The sequence below is a fragment of the Nocardia sp. NPDC051832 genome (assembly GCF_040681285.1).
Taxonomy (GTDB): Bacteria; Actinomycetota; Actinomycetes; order Mycobacteriales; family Mycobacteriaceae; genus Nocardia.
Map to the genome: position 1 here is coordinate 585982 of NZ_JBFAYL010000003.1, position 17591 is coordinate 603572.

A 17591-nucleotide genomic window follows, 5' to 3' on the forward strand; every position below is an offset into this window, starting at 1 on the left:
AGTTCCGGCGAACTTATCTGCGCCGCATGGTTCAAACGTGCGGCGCGCGCCAGCGCGGATCGCCCAGATTCTCCGGGGTCGTGATCGTTTCCAGCAGCGTGCGCAGGTTCCGCACCGCCGCCGCGCCATGCGTTTTGACGAGCTTGCGCTCCACGCCGCGATGGAATCGGCGGGCCGCGGCCAGCGCGCTGTCGCCCTTCTCGCTGAGATAGAGCAGCTTCGCCCGGCCGTCGCTGGGGTCGGGCCGGCGTTCCACGTACCCTCGCTTCTCCATCTCGTCGACCAACTGCGCCGCGCCCTGCTTGGTGATCGTGAGCCGATCGGCTAGCTCGCTGATGTTCATCGGACGCAGGTCGAGACTGCGGAAGACGTAACCGTAGGAGGGCCCGGCATCGCCGAAGCCCCGTTCGGCCAGGGCTTCTCGCAGCTCGTGCACGAATTGCTGGTAGCCAAGGCCGAGCAGAATTCCCAAATCCAGGTCTTGCGCGGAACGAGTCATGCCGCCATGATAGTCAAGTCAACTTGTTCAAGTTAACTTGTCTATTTAAGGAGCCGTATGCACCTCATCACCGCCGCCGACGCCCCGCAGTTCGAACTACCGCACGCACAGTTCAGCGGCATGGCCTCGCCCAGTCGCGGCTCGTCGCAGCTGTGCACCTGGCGGCTCACCGTGCCGCCGAACCTGGAAACCGGAGCCGCCCACGTCCTGGACCGGGACGAGGTCTTCATGCTGATCTCGGGTCAGCTGGAAATCAGCGGTCAGCTGCTCGAGGCGGGCGACGCGCTGGTCGTGCCCGCGGGCAGTCCGATCGCGGTCGGCAATCCGGGCGCGGAGCCCGCGGTCGCGCACATCGCGATCGCCGCGGGTTTCCAGGCCGAGATGGCCGACGGCAGCAAGCTCAGCCCGCCGTGGGCGCAGTAGCGCGCCGCCGCATCCGCCGGATCACCCACAGGGCGGGCAGCGCCACGCCCCAGGCCACCACGATCACCGAGGCCGCGGGCAGCAGCGCGACTCGCGCGTCCCGCCCCGCGACCCGGACCAGATCGGGATCCTTGCGGCTGTACTCGACCTTGATCCGCTCACCCCGGGTGAGATTGGTCGGGTACAGCACGCCGACCTTCGGGTTGTGGTTCTTCCCGTCCGGCGTCACATAGCTGACCGTCGAACGCAGCCGCCCCGCCGAGAGCACCTCGGCCGTGGTGGTGCCTTTGTCGGAGCTGATCAGATAGTCGTCGCGCCACGCGGCGAACACCAAGAGGACCATCAGCACACTGATCACCGTCGCCGTGGCGACCACGGCGGTAAAGGTCCGGCGCAGGCGCACATCCCGCGCATCGCCCCCCACGGAATCGCTGCGCGATGCTTCAGACCGCTTGGTTTCCGACACCAATCCAGCCTACTGAGCACCTCCACTAACCTGGCGCCCATGTCCCGAAAATTCAGCTTCACCGTGCCCTACAGCATCCCGGTCGAAGATCTTCACCGGGCACTTACCAACGACAACGCCTGGCAGACCCGGTTCGCCGAAGCGACGACTGCCACTCTCGAGCTCGCGCATCCCGACGGCGCGGACACCATTCGCATCCATATGACCGAAAAGGCCAGCGAGGACAAGATTCCGAGCCTGGTCACCAAGGTGCTCAAGAGCGAGCTGCACTTCACCCGCACCGACAACTGGGGCCGTCTCGACGGCGAGATCGCCCGGGGCACCGTCGTGGCCGCGACCGGCGGCATCAACTCCGAGATGTCGGGCACCTACGAAATGCGCCCGACCGCGGAGGGTTCCGAGATCGAGGTGGTCGGCACCGTGGATGTGAAGGTCCCGCTGGTGGGCGGCGCCATCGAGCCGCTGGCCGAGCAGTTGCTGCACCGCGTGCTCAACAGCGAGCGCGAGTTCATGCAGGAATGGGTGGCCAGCCAGGCCAACGCCTGACCTTCCTGCCGCGCCACCCCACTCCCGCGCCGGGTGCTCAACGACGAGCCCCGGCGCTCTTCGTCCCGCTATTCGGTGCAGGCCTCGAAATCGCCCATCGCCTTCGGATCGAATTCCTTCGGCTCCACCAGCACCAGCCAGTTGCCGGAGTTGTCCCGGATGACCGCCTCGGTGCCGTACGGCCGTTCCGCCGGTGGTTGCACGAACTCCACCCCTTTCGCGGTCAGCTCCTCGAACGCCTTCTGACAGTTATCGGTCCGCAGCCCCAGTGCGCCGTGCGTCCCGTTGGCCAGCGCCCGCCGGATCGCGTCGGCGAGATTGTCGTCGAGCGGCGGCCCCGGAACCATCAATGTCACTTCAAGTTCGAGATGATCCGGCTGCGCCACCGTGACCCACCGGAACCCGTTCTCGCCCATGGTGACGTCGCTGGTCTCCACGAAACCCAGCTTGTCCACGTACCACTGCTTGGCCTCGGTCTGATCGTTCACATAGACCGTCACCAGGGAAACATTCGAAATCGTTGTCATGCGTCCAGGCTATTTGCCCAGGCCACTCCCGGGCTTCTCCGAAATTGCGCAACTACGGATCGCCGGGTTTCCGGTCGGAGAGGCCGTGCATGAAGATGTAGCAGCCGGGGATGTGCGGGGCGCCGCCCGCGAACTTCGCCTGATATTCGGAGGGGCTGACGCCGACCAGCTGGCGGAACTTGGTGCTGAAGGAGCCCAGGCTGCTGTAGCCGACCAGCATGCAGATTTCGGTCACCGTCAGGTTGGTGGCGCGCAGCAGATCTTGGGCGCGTTCGATGCGGCGTTCGGCGAGGTAGACCGCAGGGGTCCGGCCGTAGACGGCGGCGAAGGCGCGCAGGAAATGGAACTTGGAAATTCCTGCGGCGGAGGCTAATTCGTCGAGGTCGAGGGGGTCGGCGTAATTCCGGTCCGCCAGGTCCCGCGCTCGCCGCAAATGGGGGAGCAGATAGAGCGCGGGCAGGCCGGACATCAGGCGAAGGGTTGCAGCTCGTCGTGGCGCATGGACGCGCGGCCGGCCAGTCGCCAGGCGCGGGCGGTGATGTCGAGGTCCTCGTCGGTGACCAGGTTGCCCATCACCCGGACGGCGGTGCGCTGCAGGTACTTCGACCGCATCACCGGCGGACCGCCGAGCGGGACCATGCGCGGGTGGGTGGCCAGGCCCGCGATACGCCGGGCCGCGGAGAAGGTCCGGCCGTAGCGGGCCCGCAGCAGTTCCGGCCAGATGTGCGTGAGATCGGGTTCGTCGAGCAGTTCGGACAGCATGTGGCCGCCTTCGAGCCCGTAGTCGATGCCCTCACCGTTGAGCGGATTCACACAGCCCGCGGCGTCACCGATGAGCACCCAGTTGCGGCCTGCCACATTCGACACCGCGCCGCCCATCGGCAGCAGCGCCGAAGCGACCGCGCGCAGCTCTCCTTCGAATCCCCACTCCTCGAAGCGCTGCGAAGTGTAGTGCTGCAGTAGCGGTTTCAGCGCGATGTGCGACGGCCGGGCCTCGGTGGCCAGCGACCCGACGCCGATGTTGACCTCGCCGTTGCCGAGCGGGAACACCCACCCGTACCCGGGTACCAGATTGTTCTCGGCGTCGCGCAACTCCAAATGCGAAGTGATCCATTGATCGTCGCTGCGCGCGGACTTGATGTAGGCGCGCGCCGCGGTTCCGTAGGCGTACTGCCGATGCCATGTCCGCCCGAGCTTCTTGCCGATGGGGGAGCGCACGCCGTCGGCGACGACCAGCGTCGCGCACTCGATCGTGCGCGTGCCGTCCGCTGTCTGCACCGTCACCCCGGTGACGCGGTCGCCCTCGCGGGTGACATCGATCACCTTCGTGCCGTCCAGCATGGCCGCCCCGGACTTCACCGCGGTCTCGCGCAGCTTGTCGTCGAGTTCGGTTCGGGGAACGGCGCTTCCGTAAGTCGGGAAGGAACCGTCGGGCCAGGGCAGCAGGGCCTCGCGGCCGAAACCGGTCATCCGCAGACCGTGATTCACGGTGTGCGCGCGGACCCAGTCGCCCAGCCCTAGCTGCTCGAGCTCTTTGGTCGCGCGCGGCGTCAGCCCGTCACCGCAGGTCTTGTCCCTGGGGAACACGGCGGAATCGATCAGCAGCACCTCGCGGCCCGCACGCGCGGCCCACGCCGCGGCGGCCGAGCCGGCCGGGCCCGCGCCGACAACCAGAACCTCGGTGACATCCGGTGAACCCATGCGCTCAATACTTGCAGGACCGTGCTGTTCGTGTCGACGCGGTGTGCCCGCCAACACGGCGAATCCGGCGCGGCCGAGCCGTCTCGCGCGTCCACGATATGGAAGGCTGGTTGGTGCACCACATAGTGACGGTGTTCATGGGCCGCGTGGCTGGGACACGCTAGGTTCTTACCGTGGGGTCGGACGCATCGCTGGGAGAAGAAATGAGCACATCGGCTGTGGATGAGCAGAATACGGTGGTGGCCGGGGTGGACCTCGGTGACCTCGAGCTCGCGAACACCGTGCGCAACGGCCTGGAGCAGGTCGAGAAACTCCTGATCGACGAGCTGTCCGACGGCGAGGACTTCCTGCAGGAAGCGGCGCTGCACCTGGCCAAGGCCGGCGGCAAGCGGTTCCGCCCACTGTTCACCATTCTCACCGGTCAGCTCGGCCCGAATCCGACCGATCCCGCGCTGATCACCGCGGGCACCGTCGTCGAACTCGTGCACCTGGCCACCCTGTACCACGACGACGTGATGGACGAGGCCCCGATGCGCCGCGGCGCCGCGAGCGTTAATTCCCGCTGGGGCAACAGCATCGCGATCCTCGCCGGCGACTACCTGTTCGCGCACGCCTCCCGGCTGACCTCCACCCTGGGCCCGGACGCCGTGCGCATCATCGCCGAGACCTTCGCCGAACTGGTCACCGGCCAGATGCGGGAAACCATGGGCGCCCGCGAATCCCAGGATCCGGTCGAGCACTACCTGCGCGTGGTCTGGGAGAAGACGGGTTCGCTGATCGCCGCGTCCGGTCGTTTCGGCGGCACCTTCTCCGGCGCCGACACCGACCATGTCGAACGCCTGGCCCGCCTCGGCGACGCCGTCGGCACCGCCTTCCAGATCTCCGACGACATCATCGACATCTCCTCGGCCGCGGAGCAGTCCGGCAAGACGCCCGGCACCGACCTGCGCGAGGGCGTGCACACCCTGCCGGTGCTGTACGCGCTGCGCGAGGAGGGCGCCGACGGCGACCGCCTGCGCACGATGCTTACCCACCCCGTCGGCTCCGCCTCCGACCATCCCCGTGTGCTGGCCCGCCCCCTGGAGACCGACGCCGAGGTCGAGGAGGCCCTGGTCCTGCTCGGCCGTTCCCGCGGCATGGTGCTGGCCAAGGAGAAGCTGCAGGGTTACGCCGACATCGCGCACACCGAGCTGTCCGCGCTGCCCGCCGGCCCGGCCAACGACGCCCTGGAGCGACTGGTCCGCTACACCATCGAGCGCGTCGGCTGAGCCACACATCGCGCGGGAACCTTGCCCGCCGTCCTATCGTTGACCTCGTGTAATGCCAGCGCAGTGACGATGGCCCAGGGCTGCCCGACGCGACTGCTCATTTCGCGAGGACATGGGTAACTCGTCGGGTACCGGCTAACTCGGCCACCACGTCACCGCGGCCGCCAGCGTCACTGTCGTGGCACTCGAGTCTGGCCTGAATACGCGGAGAGGCGGATGAGCGAGGTATGCACGGCGGTTACGCGAACGGCTTGAAGACCTTCGGGCTCATGGTCGGGCTTTCGGCGCTGATCGTGTTCGCCGGGGCCATGTTCCGCAGTCCGACGATCTTGGTCATCGCGATCCTGATCGCCGTCGGCACGAACGCCTACGCCTACTTCAACAGCGACAAGCTCGCGTTGAAGGCCATGCATGCCCAACCGGTGAGCGAGCTGGAAGCGCCCGTCATCTACCGCATCGTGCGCGAACTCGCGACGACCGCGCGCCAGCCCATGCCGCGGCTCTACATCTCCCCGACCAATGCCCCCAACGCCTTCGCCACCGGCCGCAGTCCGCGCCATGCCGCGGTCTGCTGTACCAGCGGCATCCTGCAGATCTTGGACGAGCGGGAGCTGCGCGCGGTGCTCGGGCACGAGCTGTCGCACGTCTACAACCGCGACATCCTGATCTCCTCGATCGCGGGCGCGCTCGCCGCCGTCATCTCCGGCCTGGCGAACCTGGCCTTCCTGGCCTCGATGTTCGGCGGCAACCGCGACAACGGCGGCGGCCCGAATATCCTCGGTGTGCTTTTGATCTCATTACTGGGCCCGATCGCGGCGACCCTGGTGCGGCTGGCCGTCTCGCGCTCGCGGGAGTTCCAGGCCGATCAGTCCGGCGCCGAATTGACCGGCGACCCACTCGCTCTCGCGTCGGCGCTGCGCAAGCTGGAGCGGGGCGTACAGGCCGCTCCGCTGCCCCCGGAGCCGCAATTGACCACCCAGTCGCACCTGATGATCGCCAACCCGTTCCGCGCCGGCGAGCGGGCCGCGCGCTGGTTCTCCACCCACCCCCCGATGGCTGAGCGCATCGCCCGCCTGGAAGAACTGGCGGGCGGCCCGCGCGATCACTGAAATCGCAAGCCGCCCAGCCGTTTTCGCGTCTATCGGTAGTTGACGAACTGCAGCGCGATACCGAAATCCTCACCCTTCAGCAGCGAGATCACCGCCTGCAGGTCATCGCGCTTCTTGCTGCTGACTCGCAATTCCTCGCCCTGGATCTGCGCCTTGACGCCCTTGGGGCCTTCGTCGCGGATCTTCTTGGAGATCTTCTTGGCGTGCTCGGTGTCGATCCCCTGGACCAGCGTGCCGGTGATCTTGTAGATCTTGCCGGAGGCCTGCGGTTCGCCGGCGTCGAACGCCTTGAGCGAGATATCGCGGCGGATCAGCTTCTCCTTGAACACCTCGAGCGCTGCCCGGACCCGCTCCTCGGCCTCGGCGGTCAGCACGATGTTCTCCTCGCCGGACCATTCGATCGTGGCGCCGGTGCCACGGAAGTCGTAGCGGGTGTTCAGTTCCTTCTCCGCCTGATGCAGGGCGTTGTCGACCTCCTGCCGGTCGACCTTACTGACGACATCGAACGACGAATCGGCCACACTGCGCTCCTGTTCCTGACGGTACTCCGGACATCGTTAGTTCTACCCGGAAGCTCGACGGTAGTCCCGCCGCATCGCGGCACGGGCACTCCGGGCAGCACGGTGATGCCACGTGGAGCACGCCTTAAACCGGCATTGTGCAGCCGGTTTGCATTGAGGGTGCGGGTTCGATGTATTCTCGTCACCGCGCCTAGCGTGATGGCAGATTGCCCGAGCGGCCAATGGGAGCAGACTGTAAATCTGTCGGTGAAAGCCTACGTAGGTTCGAATCCTACATCTGCCACTCCACTCGATAGAGGGCTCGTGCTCGTAGAGAGCACGAGCCCTTTCTCGTTTCGTCGTGTTTTTTGGGGGTGCAACCCCCAAAACCCGCCCGGCGGGGCTGCGCCCCCCGGACCCCCTCCTTGGCTCTGGTCCGGATGGCGATCTCCCGCTAAACCGGCTCTGACCAGCCGATTTGGAGGGTGGACCCGGGAGTGTGTAATCTCGTTCAAGACTTCGCCGCGCCGAGTCAGTCAGTGAGACCCGGAGCGGATGCTGTCATGCCCCCTTAGCTCAGTCGGCAGAGCGTTTCCATGGTAAGGAAAAGGTCAACGGTTCGATTCCGTTAGGGGGCTCGCCGGATTGCCGGTGGTGACCGACTCGGCATCGCTACGTGTCCCACACTGTGGGGCTGGGTGCGACGACACCAATTGGCAATGCGCACCGTGGCGGTGTAGCTCAGTCGGTAGAGCAAACGACTCATAATCGTTGTGTCGCCGGTTCAAGTCCGGCCATCGCTACCAATAACCCAGACCGCTAGGTTGACGCGAAAGAAGGAAAGTCGTGGCCGCGAAGTCCACCGATGTCCGGCCAAAGATCACCTTGGCCTGCGAAGAGTGCAAGCATCGCAACTACATCACCAAGAAGAACCGGCGCAACGACCCGGATCGCTTGGAGATCAAGAAGTACTGCCCGAACTGCAACACCCACCGGGCGCACAAGGAATCCCGCTAACCCCGGGATGACATACAGCTAGAGCTGCTCGAGGCCGGACGAGAGTCCGGCCTTAGCGCTATCCAGGGCAAGAGCGATATACGGACCGACGCTAGTGACTGCTCGCAGGTCACTCGAAAAGGTCAGCCGCCATTCGCGGTCACGCCGGGATCCCTTGTAAGTCGGCGTGATTGCTCCGCCGACTCCGGGCTGCGGGGTCAGATAGGTACAGTCCTCCCGTGACAATGAACACCACCGGTACAGCAGACGAAGTCCAGGCGAGTGTCGAGTTCGACGCCGCCGCCCATGCGGCGGCCATGGTCGGTCACCACTACCGCGTCGACGACTACTACGAGGTCGGCCGCGAGAAGGTCCGCGAATACGCCCGCGCCGTGCAGGACTACCACCCGGTGCACTGGGACGAAGATGTCGCGCACGAGTACGGCTACGAGAGCCTGGTCGCGCCGCTCACCTTCATCTCGCTGGTCGGCATTCTGGCCCAGCGCAAGCTGTTCGAGCAGATCGTCACCGGCTACGACCTGAGCCAGATCATGCAGACCGATCAGATCCTGGAATTCCACCGGCCGATCAAGGTCGGCGACCAGCTCACCTGTGACGTCTACCTGCACTCGTTCCGGCAGGCCTTCGGCGGCGACATCATCGTCACCAAGAACATCGTCACCGACCAGCACGACGAGCTGGTGCTCACCACCTACACCACGCTGATCGGCCGCAGCGGCGGCGATATCGACCCGAACCTGCAGGGCGCCGTGCGCGGCGTGCTGATGCACGGCATCGGCGGCGAGCTGCCCGACCACCGGCCGCGCACCAACGGCCTGGACGGCCACGCGATCCCGGCCAAGGCGCCGAAGATCGAGCCCTCCAAGCACGCACTGCGTTTCGAGGACATCGCGGCCGGCGACGAGCTGCCCGCGCGCACCGTCCGGCTCACCCGCGGCGATCTGGTCAACTACGCCGGCGTCTCCGGCGACGCGAACCCGATCCACTGGAGCGACGAGGTGATCAAGCTCGTCGGCCTGGACAACGTGGTCGCGCACGGCATGCTCACCATGGGCCTGGGCGGCGGTTTCGTCACCTCGTGGCTCGGCGATCCGGGCGCGGTCAAGGAATACAACGTGCGCTTCACCAGCCCGGTCTTCGTCGGCGCCGACGAGGCGGCCGAGGTCGAATACACCGGCAAGGTGAAGTCGGTCGATCCGGAAACCCGCACCGCGGTGATCGCGATGGTCGCGAAGTCGGCCGGGCGCAAGATCTTCGGGCGCGCGACCGCGACCGTGCAGCTGTCCTGAGCGAGCCTGGCGACCCCGGATTGGTAATTCGCGCGGCAGGTAACGTAGACTCGTGCTCCGGGGTCACCAGCCGCTGCGCGCTGCTCTCGAGCAGCGCGCGTGTCATGTGACAACCGGAAAGCTATAACTGAATACACAAGCGGTTGGACGCTTTACAACGGTCCAGCCAAAGGGGCGTAGCTCAATTGGCAGAGCAGCGGTCTCCAAAACCGCAGGTTGCAGGTTCAAGTCCTGTCGCCCCTGCCCTAATGCCAGCGACGAGAGAGGATCGACGTGGTCGACGAGCGGGATACTCGCCACGACGCGGCCGACGATGGCGATGACAGCGCCACGGTGGCTCGGCCGAGTGGTAAGCGGTCCGCGCGCCGGGGTCGCGGTTCCGCCGCGGACACCGGATCGATCGCCACGATCGATCGCCCGTCGCTGAAAAAGGCAGACAAGACCAAGGCCGAGAAGCGGGGAAACCCGTTCAAGCGCCTGAGCAAGTTCCTGCGCGAGGTTATCGCGGAACTGCGCAAGGTGATCTGGCCCAACCGGAAGCAGATGGTCACCTATACGACCGTCGTTCTGGTGTTCGTGATCTTCATGGTCGCGTTCATCAGCGGGTTGGACCTGGCGTTCATCAAGGGTGTCAACTGGCTGTTCGGCTAGCCTGGGACTCCGGTGCAGCGCCGCTACGCCGAGAAGTTCGGTAGCCGATAGTCCGGCAGGCAGACGATGTACGTGACGACACAGGAAGTGAGTGCCCAGTGAGCACCCCGGAGAACGACACAAACGACGAGTTCCCGGTCGACGACGCGGTGGAAGCCGCCGAGACCGCCGGGGAATCCGCTGCTGTCGACGAAGCCGAGGCTGCTCCGGCCGCGCCTGAAGCGCCCATCGACGCCGAGCCGGCTGATCCGGTTGCCGAGATGACCGCCGCGCTGCGTCGCGCTCCGGGCGACTGGTACGTCATCCACTCCTACGCCGGCTACGAGAACAAGGTGAAGGCCAACCTCGAGACCCGTGTGCAGAACCTGGACCTCGAGGAGTACATCTTCCAGGTCGAGGTGCCCACCGAAGAGGTCACCGAGATCAAGAACGGCCAGCGCAAGCACGTCAACCGCAAGGTGCTGCCGGGCTACATCCTGGTCCGGATGGAACTCAACGACGAATCCTGGGGCGCGGTCCGCAACACCCCCGGCGTCACCGGTTTCGTCGGCGCCACCTCGCGTCCGTCGCCGCTGACCATCGCCGACGTGGTGAAGTTCTTGGTCCCCGCCGCGCAGCAGCAGAAGAAGCCGACTGCCGCCGAAGCCGCCGCCGGCGCTGCCACCTCCTCCGATGTGGCCCCCAAGCCGACCATCGAGGTCGACTTCGAGGTCGGCGAGTCGGTCACCGTCATGGACGGCCCGTTCGCGACGCTGCCCGCCAGCATCTCCGAGGTCAACGCCGAACAGCAGAAGCTCAAGGTGCTGGTCTCGATCTTCGGCCGCGAGACGCCGGTCGAGCTGGCGTTCACCCAGGTCGCCAAGATCTAGTTTTTCGAAAATGGGGCCCCGCCGTGGGCCCCATTTTTGTACGACGGGACCCGCTCGATAGTCGAGGTCGCGATCCCGGTAAGGTATATGGGTTCGTGCGTGAATCCAGGAAAAGTCGTCCTGGCTTCGCCGCGCCCGCCTAAGGCTTACGGCAACCGTAAGGAACCGAAACCAAGGAAGAAAGATGCCCCCCAAGAAGAAGAAGCTCGCCGGGCTCATCAAGCTGCAGATCGAGGCCGGTAAGGCGAACCCGGCTCCGCCGGTCGGCCCCGCGCTCGGTCAGCACGGCGTGAACATCATGGAGTTCTGCAAGGCGTACAACGCCGCCACTCAGCAGCAGCTCGGCAATGTCATCCCGGTCGAGATCTCGGTCTACGAAGACCGCACGTTCGACTTCAAGCTGAAGACCCCGCCCGCCGCCCGGCTGCTGCTCAAGGCCGCCGGTGTGCAGAAGGGTTCGGCTGAGCCGCACAAGACCAAGGTCGCGAAGGTCACCATGGATCAGATCCGGGAGATCGCCAAGACCAAGCAGGAAGACCTGAACGCCAACGACATCGATCAGGCCGCGAAGATCATCGCCGGCACCGCGCGCTCGATGGGCATCACGGTCGAAGGCTGAAAAGCCGCAATCCATGTGGGAGGGCCGGCCAGGCCCGGAAACCACATCTGAACTAGAAACAAGGACAGAGCAACATGGCAAAACGAAGCAAGGCGTACCTCGCCGCGGCCGAGAAGGTCGACAAGGACAAGCTGTACTCCCCGCTGGCCGCCGCGCGGCTGGCGAAGGAGACCGCCACCACCAAGACCGACGCGACCGTCGAGGTCGCCGTTCGTCTCGGTGTGGATCCCCGTAAGGCCGACCAGATGGTCCGCGGCACGGTCAACCTGCCGCACGGCACCGGTAAGACCGCCCGCGTCATCGTGTTCGCGGTGGGCGACAAGGCCGCCGAGGCCGAGGCCGCCGGTGCGGACGCCGTCGGCGCCGAGGACCTGATCGAGCGGATCCAGGGCGGCTGGCTGGACTTCGACGCCGCGATCGCCACCCCGGATCAGATGGCCAAGGTCGGCCGCATCGCGCGTGTCCTGGGCCCGCGCGGTCTGATGCCGAACCCGAAGACGGGCACCGTCACCCCCGATGTGACCAAGGCCGTCAACGACATCAAGGGCGGCAAGATCAACTTCCGCGTCGACAAGCAGGCCAACCTGCACTTCGTCATCGGCAAGGCGTCCTTCGACGATGCCAAGCTGGTGGAGAACTACGGCGCCGCGCTGGAGGAGATCCTGCGTGTGAAGCCGTCGACCGCCAAGGGTCGCTACGTCAAGAAGATCACGGTTTCGACGAACACCGGACCGGGCATCCCGGTGGACACGAACCGTACCCGCAACCTCCTCGAAGAGGATGCGGTCTAAGTAGCACCCGGCTGTAACGCCTGAAGGGCGGGAACGCGAATCGCGTTCCCGCCCTTTGCTATCGGCGGACTACTCGGAGTCTTCGGACTTCCGCCAGCCGAGCAGCACGGATTCGCCCTCCTGGACGCCCCAGGGCAGGAAGATCGCGACGATCACGGCGCAGACGACCACCGCGCCCGCGGCGACCAGCGAGGCCGCGTGTGATCCCTCCAGCGCGGCGGATTTCATTGCGGTGATGAGGTTTTCGCGCTGGCTCTCCAGGAAGGAGGGCAGCTCCTTCTTGCGGATCTCCAGGACGCTGAGCGGGCTGGCCTGGACGAGACTCTTCTGGTCGTCGTTCATGATCGTGGCCGGCACCTTGGCGATCAGCGGTTCGACCCGAGTTGTGTAGTAGGAGGCCACGATCGAGCCGAGCACCGCGACGCCGAGCGTGCCGCCGATCTCGCGGGTGGTGTCGTTGACCGCCGAGCCGGCGCCGGCCTCGTCCATCGGCAGTGCGCCCATGATGGATTCGGTGGCCGGGCCCTGCACGATGGCCAGGCCGAGCGCCATCGCGACCATCGAGGGCAGGACGTCGGTGAGGTAGCCGCTGGTCACGGTGACCTGGCCGCCGAGGTAGAGGCCCAGCCCGGTGAGCAGCAGGCCGAACACGATGACCGGCGTGGTGCCGAGCCGCTGCGCGAGCAGGGTGGCGACCGGTGCGCCGATCGCGACCGAGAACGCGAACGGCAGTGAGGCGATACCGAATTCGAGCGGGGTGTATTCGCGCACGCCCTGGAAGTACTGGGTGATCAGGAACAAGAACCCGAACATCGAGAAGTAGCCGATCGCGATCGACAAGGCCGGCAACGAGAATCGGCGGTTGCGGAACAGCCGCATGTCGAGAATCGGTGCGCGGGTACGCAATTCCCAGGCGATGAAGGCCGCCGAGAGCGCCACGCCGAGGGCGGCGGTGCCGAGCGTGGTCAGGGACAGCCAGCCGTTGTGCGGCGCCTCGATGATGGCCCACACCACCAGCGTGATGCCCGCGACGGACAGCGCGATGCCCGGCAGATCCAGCTTCCCGGCGTGCGCGGAGCGCGATTCCGGCACCCAGAACCAGGTGGCGGCCAAGGCGATCATGGCTACCGGCACATTGATCCAGAACACCGAATGCCAGGAGAAGTGCTCCAGCAGCCAGCCGCCGGAGATCGGGCCGATCGCGATGGCGAACCCGGCCATGGCGGTCCAGGCGGCGATCGCGAGCGCGCGTTCGCGGCGGTCGGTGAAGATATTGATGATCAGCGCCAGGGTCGCGGGGAACACGGCCGCCGCGAAGACGCCCATGGCGGCCCGCGAAGCGATCACCGCGCCCATGGATTCGGAGAGCGCACCGGCGATCGACATGGCGGCGACGCCGGCCAGGCCGAGCATCATCATTCGTTTACGGCCGTAGCGGTCGCCGAGATTGCCGAAGGCCAGCAGCAGGCCGGCGAACGTGAGGGTGAACGCGTCCACCACCCATTGCAGGCCGCTGACGCTGGTGCGCAGCTCGACCCCGATGGACGGTAGCGCCACGTTGACGATGGTGTTGTCGAGGACGACCAGCAGTTCGGCCAGGCAGATCACGGCCAGGGCGAGAAAGCGCTGCGCTCGTCGTTCCAGCAGCTGTGGTGGATCGACTATGGAGGTTGCCATAGTTCAGCAGCTAAGCAGTAAGTGTCACCGTAAGTAACACCTGCAAGCGGCGACTTCGGCCACATTCAGTAGTCGATTGTGATCGGGAACACAACGATGGAATGGCGGATCGGCACCCGTTCGACCCCGTTTTGGCAGATGGGGGGAGGTGCCTGTACCGTAGGAGCAAGTAATCGACCAGTTCGATAACTACCCAATCCGTTCTACCGAAGACCGTTGGTCGCTGCGCCCGTCCGGGCGCGGTCGAAGGTCCGGCAATATTGCCGGCGGCCCACGCAGGGATGAACCGAGGTTAGGGAAATGATTCGGTCAAACGAATGATTCCTGTGCGCCCCGGAACGCCTTGCGTTCGGGGCGCTTGCATTTCCGCCGGCCCCTGGTTTTTGGAAGTTCGATACGAACCGACCATCCAGAGAGGAGGCGAAGTATGGCAAAACCCGAGAAGGTCACCGCGGTCGCGGAGATCACGGAGCAGTTCAAGAGCTCGACGGCCACCGTTGTCACGGAATACCGTGGCCTGTCGGTCGGCAAGATCACCGAGCTGCGTCGTGCCCTGGGCGACAACGCCACTTACTCCGTCGCCAAGAACACCCTGGTCAAGCGCGCTGCCGCCGAGGCTGGCGTCGAAGGCCTGGATGACTTGTTCGTCGGTCCGACCGCTATCACCTTCATCAAGGGTGAGCCGGTCGACGCCGCGAAGGCGCTCAAGGCTTTCGCCAAGGACAACAAGGCGCTGATCATCAAGGGCGGCTACATGGACGGCGTCGCGCTGTCCGTGCCCGAAGTTGAGCGGATCGCCGACCTGGAGTCCCGCGAGGTCCTGCTGGCCAAGCTGGCCGGCGCGATGAAGGCCAACCTGTCGAAGGCTGCCGCTACCTTCGCCGCTCCGGCGACGAAGATGGCCCGCCTGCTCGTGGCCCTCGAGGAGAAGCAGCGCGCCGGTGGCGCCGTTGCCGATGCTCCGGCCGCCGACGCCGAATAAGTCACCCAATACCCCCAAACATTTCATCGCCGCTCACGCGGAGATGACCCCATCGAAAGGAAATATCAATGGCTAACGTTGACGAGCTGCTCGAGACCATCGGCGGAATGACCCTGCTGGAGCTGTCCGAGTTCGTGAAGGCGTTCGAGGACAAGTTCGACGTGAAGGCTGCCGCTCCGGTCGCCGTCGCCGCCGCCGGCCCGGCCGGTGCCGCGCCCGAGGCCGCTGACGAGCAGGACGAGTTCGACGTCGTGCTGGAGTCGGCCGGCGACAAGAAGATCCAGGTCATCAAGGTCGTTCGCGAGATCGTCTCCGGCCTGGGCCTGAAGGAAGCCAAGGACCTGGTCGAGGGCGCCCCGAAGGCGATCCTGGAGAAGGTTGCCAAGGATGCCGCCGAGGCCGCCAAGGCGAAGCTGGAAGAAGCCGGCGCCAAGGTTGCCGTCAAGTAATTCAGCTGAATTGCTCGAAACGAGCGGTCCCGATTCCGGGGCCGCTCGTTTTGCATTTCCGGACTCGCATACCGGCGGTCCTTACCTGGCACGGGTGTCTGGGTTACTCTTCGGTCAGGTTGGGGTGCGCCGCATCTCGCACGTGAGATACAGTGACCGGACCCACTGTGACGTGACACACCGCGAAGACCGCGCGCGGTTCGGCACGTGGGGGGCTCGCTGAAGAATTTGTGGAGGTTGGCGTGGGCGTCGAAGTCAGGACCGAAAGTGTAACCAAGTCCTTTGGTTCGCAGCGTATTTGGCAGGACGTGAGCATTACGCTGCCGTCGGGCGAGGTCAGTGCGCTGCTCGGCCCGTCCGGTACCGGTAAGTCCGTCTTCCTGAAGTCGTTGATCGGCCTGCTGCGCCCCGAGCGCGGCTCCATCTTCATCGACGGCACCGACATCACCACCTGCTCCAACAAGGAGCTCTACGAGATCCGCAAGCTCTTCGGTGTGCTGTTCCAGGACGGCGCGCTGTTCGGCTCGATGAACCTCTTCGACAACACGGCGTTCCCGCTGCGTGAGCACACGAAGAAGTCCGAGACCGAGATCCGCAATATCGTCATGGAGAAGCTGGAGCTGACCGGTCTGCTCGGCGCCGAGGGCAAGCTGCCCGGCGAGATCTCCGGCGGTATGCGCAAGCGCGCCGGTCTGGCCCGTGCGCTGGTGCTGGACCCGCAGATCATCCTCGTCGACGAGCCCGACTCCGGTCTGGACCCGGTGCGTACCTCGTACCTGTCGCAGCTGCTGATCGACATCAACGCCCAGATCGACGCCACCATCCTGATCGTGACGCACAACATCAACCTGGCCCGTACCGTGCCCGACAACATCGGCATGCTGTTCCGCCGCCAGCTGGTCATGTTCGGCCCGCGCGAGGTGCTGCTCACCTCCGACGAGCCCGTGGTCAAGCAGTTCCTCAACGGTCGCATGATCGGCCCGATCGGCATGTCCGAGGAGAAGGACGAGGCGCAGATGGCCCGCGAGCAGGCCATGGTCGACGCCGGTCACCACCACGGCGGCGCCGAAGAGGTCGAGGGCATCATCCCGCAGATGAAGGCGCAGCCGGGTATGCCGGTTCGCCAGGCGGTTGCTCGTCGCCAGGCCCGGGTCCGGGAAATCATGCACACGCTGCCCCGCGCCGCGCAGGACGCCATCCGCGAGTCGCTCGCCGGGGAGGGTGACACGCAGGTGCTTCCCGCCTACACGCAGGCGGGACCCAACTACGACGGTGGCACACCGGAATTGGGCGGCGGATACGACACGACCGTGCGCCACAACACAACTAAAGGGTAACCAGCAGGTAGCATTCGCCGGGTGAACCCCACCCTGGTGCGTTTCCGGACTCCGGTCGAGTCTGCATTCGGCCAGGCAGGCAACATCTTTGCGCTCCTCGCCGATGTGGCGCGCAAGACGTTCAAGCCACCGTTCCAATGGCGTGAGTTCATCGAGCAGTCCTGGTTCATCGCCAGCGTCTCGATCCTGCCCAGCGCGCTGGTCGCGATCCCGTTCGGCGCCGTCGTCTCGCTGCAGACGGGTTCGCTCGTCAAACAGCTCGGCGCCGAATCCTTCACCGGCGCCACCAGTGTGCTGGCCACCGTGCAGCAGGCCGCTCCGGTGGTCACCGCGCTGATCATCGCGGGCGCCGCGGGTTCCGCCGTCGCCGCCGATCTCGGATCGCGCACCATCCGCGAGGAGATCGACGCGATGGAGGTGCTCGGCGTCGACCCGATCCATCGGCTGGTGGTACCGCGGGTGCTCGGCATGATGCTGGTCGCGGTGCTGCTCAACGGGTTGGTGTCGGTGGTCGGCATCGCCGGCGGCTACTTCTTCAACGTGCTGCTGCAAGGCGGCACGCCGGGCGCCTATCTGGCCTCGTTCTCCGCGCTGGCGCAGCTGCCGGACCTGTGGATCGGCGAGATCAAGGCGCTGATCTTCGGGCTGCTGGCCGGAGTCATCGCCGCGTATAAGGGCTTGCATCCCGGCGGGGGCCCGAAGGGCGTCGGTGAGGCCGTGAACCAGTCCGTGGTGATCACCTTCCTGGTGCTGTTCTTCGTGAATTTGGTGCTGACGCTGGTCTATTTGCAGGTTGTCCCGGCAAAGGGAGCCTGAGCCATGGCGACCCAGTACCGAGCTCCGGTGGTGGCGAAGTCCATCCGCCTGGCCG

General features: G+C 65.7%; 21 protein-coding genes and 4 tRNA genes. 18 read left to right on the forward strand and 7 right to left on the reverse strand.

The window, feature by feature from the left end:
- Window positions 1-31 precede the first annotated feature (31 nt).
- A complete protein-coding gene (locus tag AB0M14_RS20585) occupies window positions 32-499 on the reverse strand; it encodes a MarR family transcriptional regulator (protein ID WP_364997247.1) in 468 nt (155 codons plus the stop codon).
- Between the two features lie 57 nt (window positions 500-556).
- On the opposite strand from AB0M14_RS20585, the gene AB0M14_RS20590 reads away from it, so the two are divergent.
- Window positions 557-922, forward strand: a complete 366-nt coding sequence (locus AB0M14_RS20590) for a cupin domain-containing protein (protein WP_364997249.1) — start codon at window positions 557-559, stop codon at window positions 920-922.
- Here AB0M14_RS20590 and AB0M14_RS20595 read toward each other — a convergent pair.
- A complete protein-coding gene (locus AB0M14_RS20595; protein WP_364997251.1) occupies window positions 900-1346 on the reverse strand; it encodes a DUF3592 domain-containing protein in 447 nt (148 codons plus the stop codon). The two genes, AB0M14_RS20590 and AB0M14_RS20595, sit on opposite strands and share 23 nt — an antisense overlap.
- An 81-nt stretch (window positions 1347-1427) precedes the next feature.
- Here AB0M14_RS20595 and AB0M14_RS20600 point away from each other — a divergent pair, with 81 nt between their 5' ends.
- Complete coding sequence (locus AB0M14_RS20600; protein WP_364997253.1) at window positions 1428-1934, forward strand: DUF2505 domain-containing protein; 507 nt, start codon at window positions 1428-1430, stop codon at window positions 1932-1934.
- Between the two features lie 68 nt (window positions 1935-2002).
- Here AB0M14_RS20600 and AB0M14_RS20605 read toward each other — a convergent pair whose 3' ends face one another.
- From AB0M14_RS20605 to AB0M14_RS20615, 3 genes are read right to left on the reverse strand one after another with little or no spacing between them, the layout of a single operon-like run.
- Entirely contained in the window at window positions 2003-2461 is a 459-nt protein-coding gene (locus AB0M14_RS20605; protein ID WP_364997255.1) for a VOC family protein, read from the reverse strand.
- Between the two features lie 52 nt (window positions 2462-2513).
- On the reverse strand, window positions 2514-2930 hold the full coding sequence (locus AB0M14_RS20610) for an AraC family transcriptional regulator (protein ID WP_364997257.1): 417 nt from the start codon (window positions 2928-2930) through the stop codon (window positions 2514-2516).
- A complete protein-coding gene (locus tag AB0M14_RS20615; RefSeq protein ID WP_364997259.1) occupies window positions 2930-4162 on the reverse strand; it encodes a geranylgeranyl reductase family protein in 1233 nt (410 codons plus the stop codon). The genes AB0M14_RS20610 and AB0M14_RS20615 overlap by 1 nt, the downstream gene beginning before the upstream one ends.
- A 203-nt stretch (window positions 4163-4365) precedes the next feature.
- Here AB0M14_RS20615 and AB0M14_RS20620 point away from each other — a divergent pair, with 203 nt between their 5' ends.
- The gene (locus tag AB0M14_RS20620) at window positions 4366-5430 is read left to right on the forward strand and encodes a polyprenyl synthetase family protein (protein WP_364997261.1); all 1065 of its coding nucleotides are present in this window, start codon (window positions 4366-4368) and stop codon (window positions 5428-5430) included.
- A gap of 227 nt (window positions 5431-5657) precedes the next feature.
- The gene (gene htpX, locus AB0M14_RS20625) at window positions 5658-6539 is read left to right on the forward strand and encodes a zinc metalloprotease HtpX (RefSeq protein ID WP_364997263.1); all 882 of its coding nucleotides are present in this window, start codon (window positions 5658-5660) and stop codon (window positions 6537-6539) included.
- Window positions 6540-6568: 29 nt separating this feature from the next.
- Here the strand turns inward: htpX and AB0M14_RS20630 are convergent, their stop codons facing one another.
- Window positions 6569-7060 (reverse strand): YajQ family cyclic di-GMP-binding protein, encoded by a 492-nt coding sequence (locus AB0M14_RS20630; RefSeq protein WP_364997265.1) that lies wholly within the window; start codon window positions 7058-7060, stop codon window positions 6569-6571.
- 200 nt (window positions 7061-7260) lie between these two features.
- Here AB0M14_RS20630 and AB0M14_RS20635 point away from each other — a divergent pair.
- From AB0M14_RS20635 to rplA, 10 genes are all read left to right on the forward strand, one after another.
- Window positions 7261-7343, forward strand: a tRNA-Tyr gene (locus tag AB0M14_RS20635).
- A gap of 261 nt (window positions 7344-7604) precedes the next feature.
- Window positions 7605-7677: transfer RNA gene (locus AB0M14_RS20640), tRNA-Thr, on the forward strand.
- 92 nt (window positions 7678-7769) lie between these two features.
- Window positions 7770-7845 (forward strand) — tRNA-Met (locus AB0M14_RS20645).
- Window positions 7846-7885: 40 nt separating this feature from the next.
- Complete coding sequence (rpmG, locus tag AB0M14_RS20650; RefSeq protein ID WP_209886623.1) at window positions 7886-8056, forward strand: 50S ribosomal protein L33; 171 nt, start codon at window positions 7886-7888, stop codon at window positions 8054-8056.
- Window positions 8057-8280: 224 nt separating this feature from the next.
- Window positions 8281-9345, forward strand: coding sequence for a fused (3R)-hydroxyacyl-ACP dehydratase subunits HadA/HadB (locus tag AB0M14_RS20655; protein ID WP_364998983.1), 1065 nt, complete (start codon window positions 8281-8283; stop codon window positions 9343-9345).
- A gap of 170 nt (window positions 9346-9515) precedes the next feature.
- A tRNA-Trp gene (locus tag AB0M14_RS20660) sits at window positions 9516-9588 on the forward strand.
- Between the two features lie 30 nt (window positions 9589-9618).
- Window positions 9619-9996: a preprotein translocase subunit SecE gene (secE, locus tag AB0M14_RS20665; protein WP_364997268.1), complete on the forward strand. Its 378-nt coding sequence runs from the start codon at window positions 9619-9621 to the stop codon at window positions 9994-9996.
- A 98-nt stretch (window positions 9997-10094) separates the two neighbouring features.
- The gene (nusG, locus tag AB0M14_RS20670) at window positions 10095-10865 is read left to right on the forward strand and encodes a transcription termination/antitermination protein NusG (RefSeq protein ID WP_364997270.1); all 771 of its coding nucleotides are present in this window, start codon (window positions 10095-10097) and stop codon (window positions 10863-10865) included.
- A gap of 184 nt (window positions 10866-11049) precedes the next feature.
- A complete protein-coding gene (gene rplK / locus AB0M14_RS20675; RefSeq protein ID WP_364997272.1) occupies window positions 11050-11484 on the forward strand; it encodes a 50S ribosomal protein L11 in 435 nt (144 codons plus the stop codon).
- 74 nt (window positions 11485-11558) lie between these two features.
- Window positions 11559-12275, forward strand: a complete 717-nt coding sequence (gene rplA, locus AB0M14_RS20680; RefSeq protein ID WP_364997274.1) for a 50S ribosomal protein L1 — start codon at window positions 11559-11561, stop codon at window positions 12273-12275.
- 69 nt (window positions 12276-12344) lie between these two features.
- On the opposite strand, the gene AB0M14_RS20685 is transcribed toward rplA, so the two are convergent.
- Window positions 12345-13952, reverse strand: coding sequence for an MFS transporter (locus tag AB0M14_RS20685; RefSeq protein WP_364997276.1), 1608 nt, complete (start codon window positions 13950-13952; stop codon window positions 12345-12347).
- Window positions 13953-14379: 427 nt separating this feature from the next.
- Here AB0M14_RS20685 and rplJ point away from each other — a divergent pair, with 427 nt between their 5' ends.
- The 4 genes from rplJ to AB0M14_RS20705 all read left to right on the forward strand — a co-directional run bounded on the left by rplJ (window position 14380) and on the right by AB0M14_RS20705 (window position 17536).
- Window positions 14380-14934 carry a 50S ribosomal protein L10 gene (rplJ, locus tag AB0M14_RS20690; RefSeq protein WP_364997278.1) on the forward strand — a complete coding sequence of 185 codons (555 nt, stop codon included), beginning with the start codon at window positions 14380-14382 and terminating at the stop codon, window positions 14932-14934.
- A gap of 68 nt (window positions 14935-15002) precedes the next feature.
- A complete protein-coding gene (rplL, locus tag AB0M14_RS20695) occupies window positions 15003-15383 on the forward strand; it encodes a 50S ribosomal protein L7/L12 (RefSeq protein WP_364997280.1) in 381 nt (126 codons plus the stop codon).
- A gap of 230 nt (window positions 15384-15613) precedes the next feature.
- Window positions 15614-16720, forward strand: a complete 1107-nt coding sequence (locus tag AB0M14_RS20700; protein ID WP_364997282.1) for an ATP-binding cassette domain-containing protein — start codon at window positions 15614-15616, stop codon at window positions 16718-16720.
- 21 nt (window positions 16721-16741) lie between these two features.
- Window positions 16742-17536, forward strand: coding sequence for an ABC transporter permease (locus tag AB0M14_RS20705; RefSeq protein WP_364997284.1), 795 nt, complete (start codon window positions 16742-16744; stop codon window positions 17534-17536).
- Window positions 17537-17591: the final 55 nt, after the last annotated feature.

Bases quoted from the DNA above. Each gene is read 5' to 3' on its own strand.
- AB0M14_RS20585 (WP_364997247.1), bottom strand. From the start codon at position 499: ATGACTCGTTCCGCGCAAGACCTGGATTTGGGAATTCTGCTCGGCCTT.
- AB0M14_RS20590 (WP_364997249.1), top strand. From the start codon at position 557: ATGCACCTCATCACCGCCGCCGACGCCCCGCAGTTCGAACTACCGCAC.
- AB0M14_RS20600 (WP_364997253.1), top strand. From the start codon at position 1,428: ATGTCCCGAAAATTCAGCTTCACCGTGCCCTACAGCATCCCGGTCGAA.
- AB0M14_RS20605 (WP_364997255.1), bottom strand. From the start codon at position 2,461: ATGACAACGATTTCGAATGTTTCCCTGGTGACGGTCTATGTGAACGAT.
- AB0M14_RS20610 (WP_364997257.1), bottom strand. From the start codon at position 2,930: ATGTCCGGCCTGCCCGCGCTCTATCTGCTCCCCCATTTGCGGCGAGCG.
- AB0M14_RS20615 (WP_364997259.1), bottom strand. From the start codon at position 4,162: ATGGGTTCACCGGATGTCACCGAGGTTCTGGTTGTCGGCGCGGGCCCG.
- AB0M14_RS20620 (WP_364997261.1), top strand. From the start codon at position 4,366: ATGAGCACATCGGCTGTGGATGAGCAGAATACGGTGGTGGCCGGGGTG.
- htpX (WP_364997263.1), top strand. From the start codon at position 5,658: ATGCACGGCGGTTACGCGAACGGCTTGAAGACCTTCGGGCTCATGGTC.
- AB0M14_RS20655 (WP_364998983.1), top strand. From the start codon at position 8,281: ATGAACACCACCGGTACAGCAGACGAAGTCCAGGCGAGTGTCGAGTTC.
- rplK (WP_364997272.1), top strand. From the start codon at position 11,050: ATGCCCCCCAAGAAGAAGAAGCTCGCCGGGCTCATCAAGCTGCAGATC.
- rplA (WP_364997274.1), top strand. From the start codon at position 11,559: ATGGCAAAACGAAGCAAGGCGTACCTCGCCGCGGCCGAGAAGGTCGAC.
- AB0M14_RS20685 (WP_364997276.1), bottom strand. From the start codon at position 13,952: ATGGCAACCTCCATAGTCGATCCACCACAGCTGCTGGAACGACGAGCG.
- rplJ (WP_364997278.1), top strand. From the start codon at position 14,380: ATGGCAAAACCCGAGAAGGTCACCGCGGTCGCGGAGATCACGGAGCAG.
- rplL (WP_364997280.1), top strand. From the start codon at position 15,003: ATGGCTAACGTTGACGAGCTGCTCGAGACCATCGGCGGAATGACCCTG.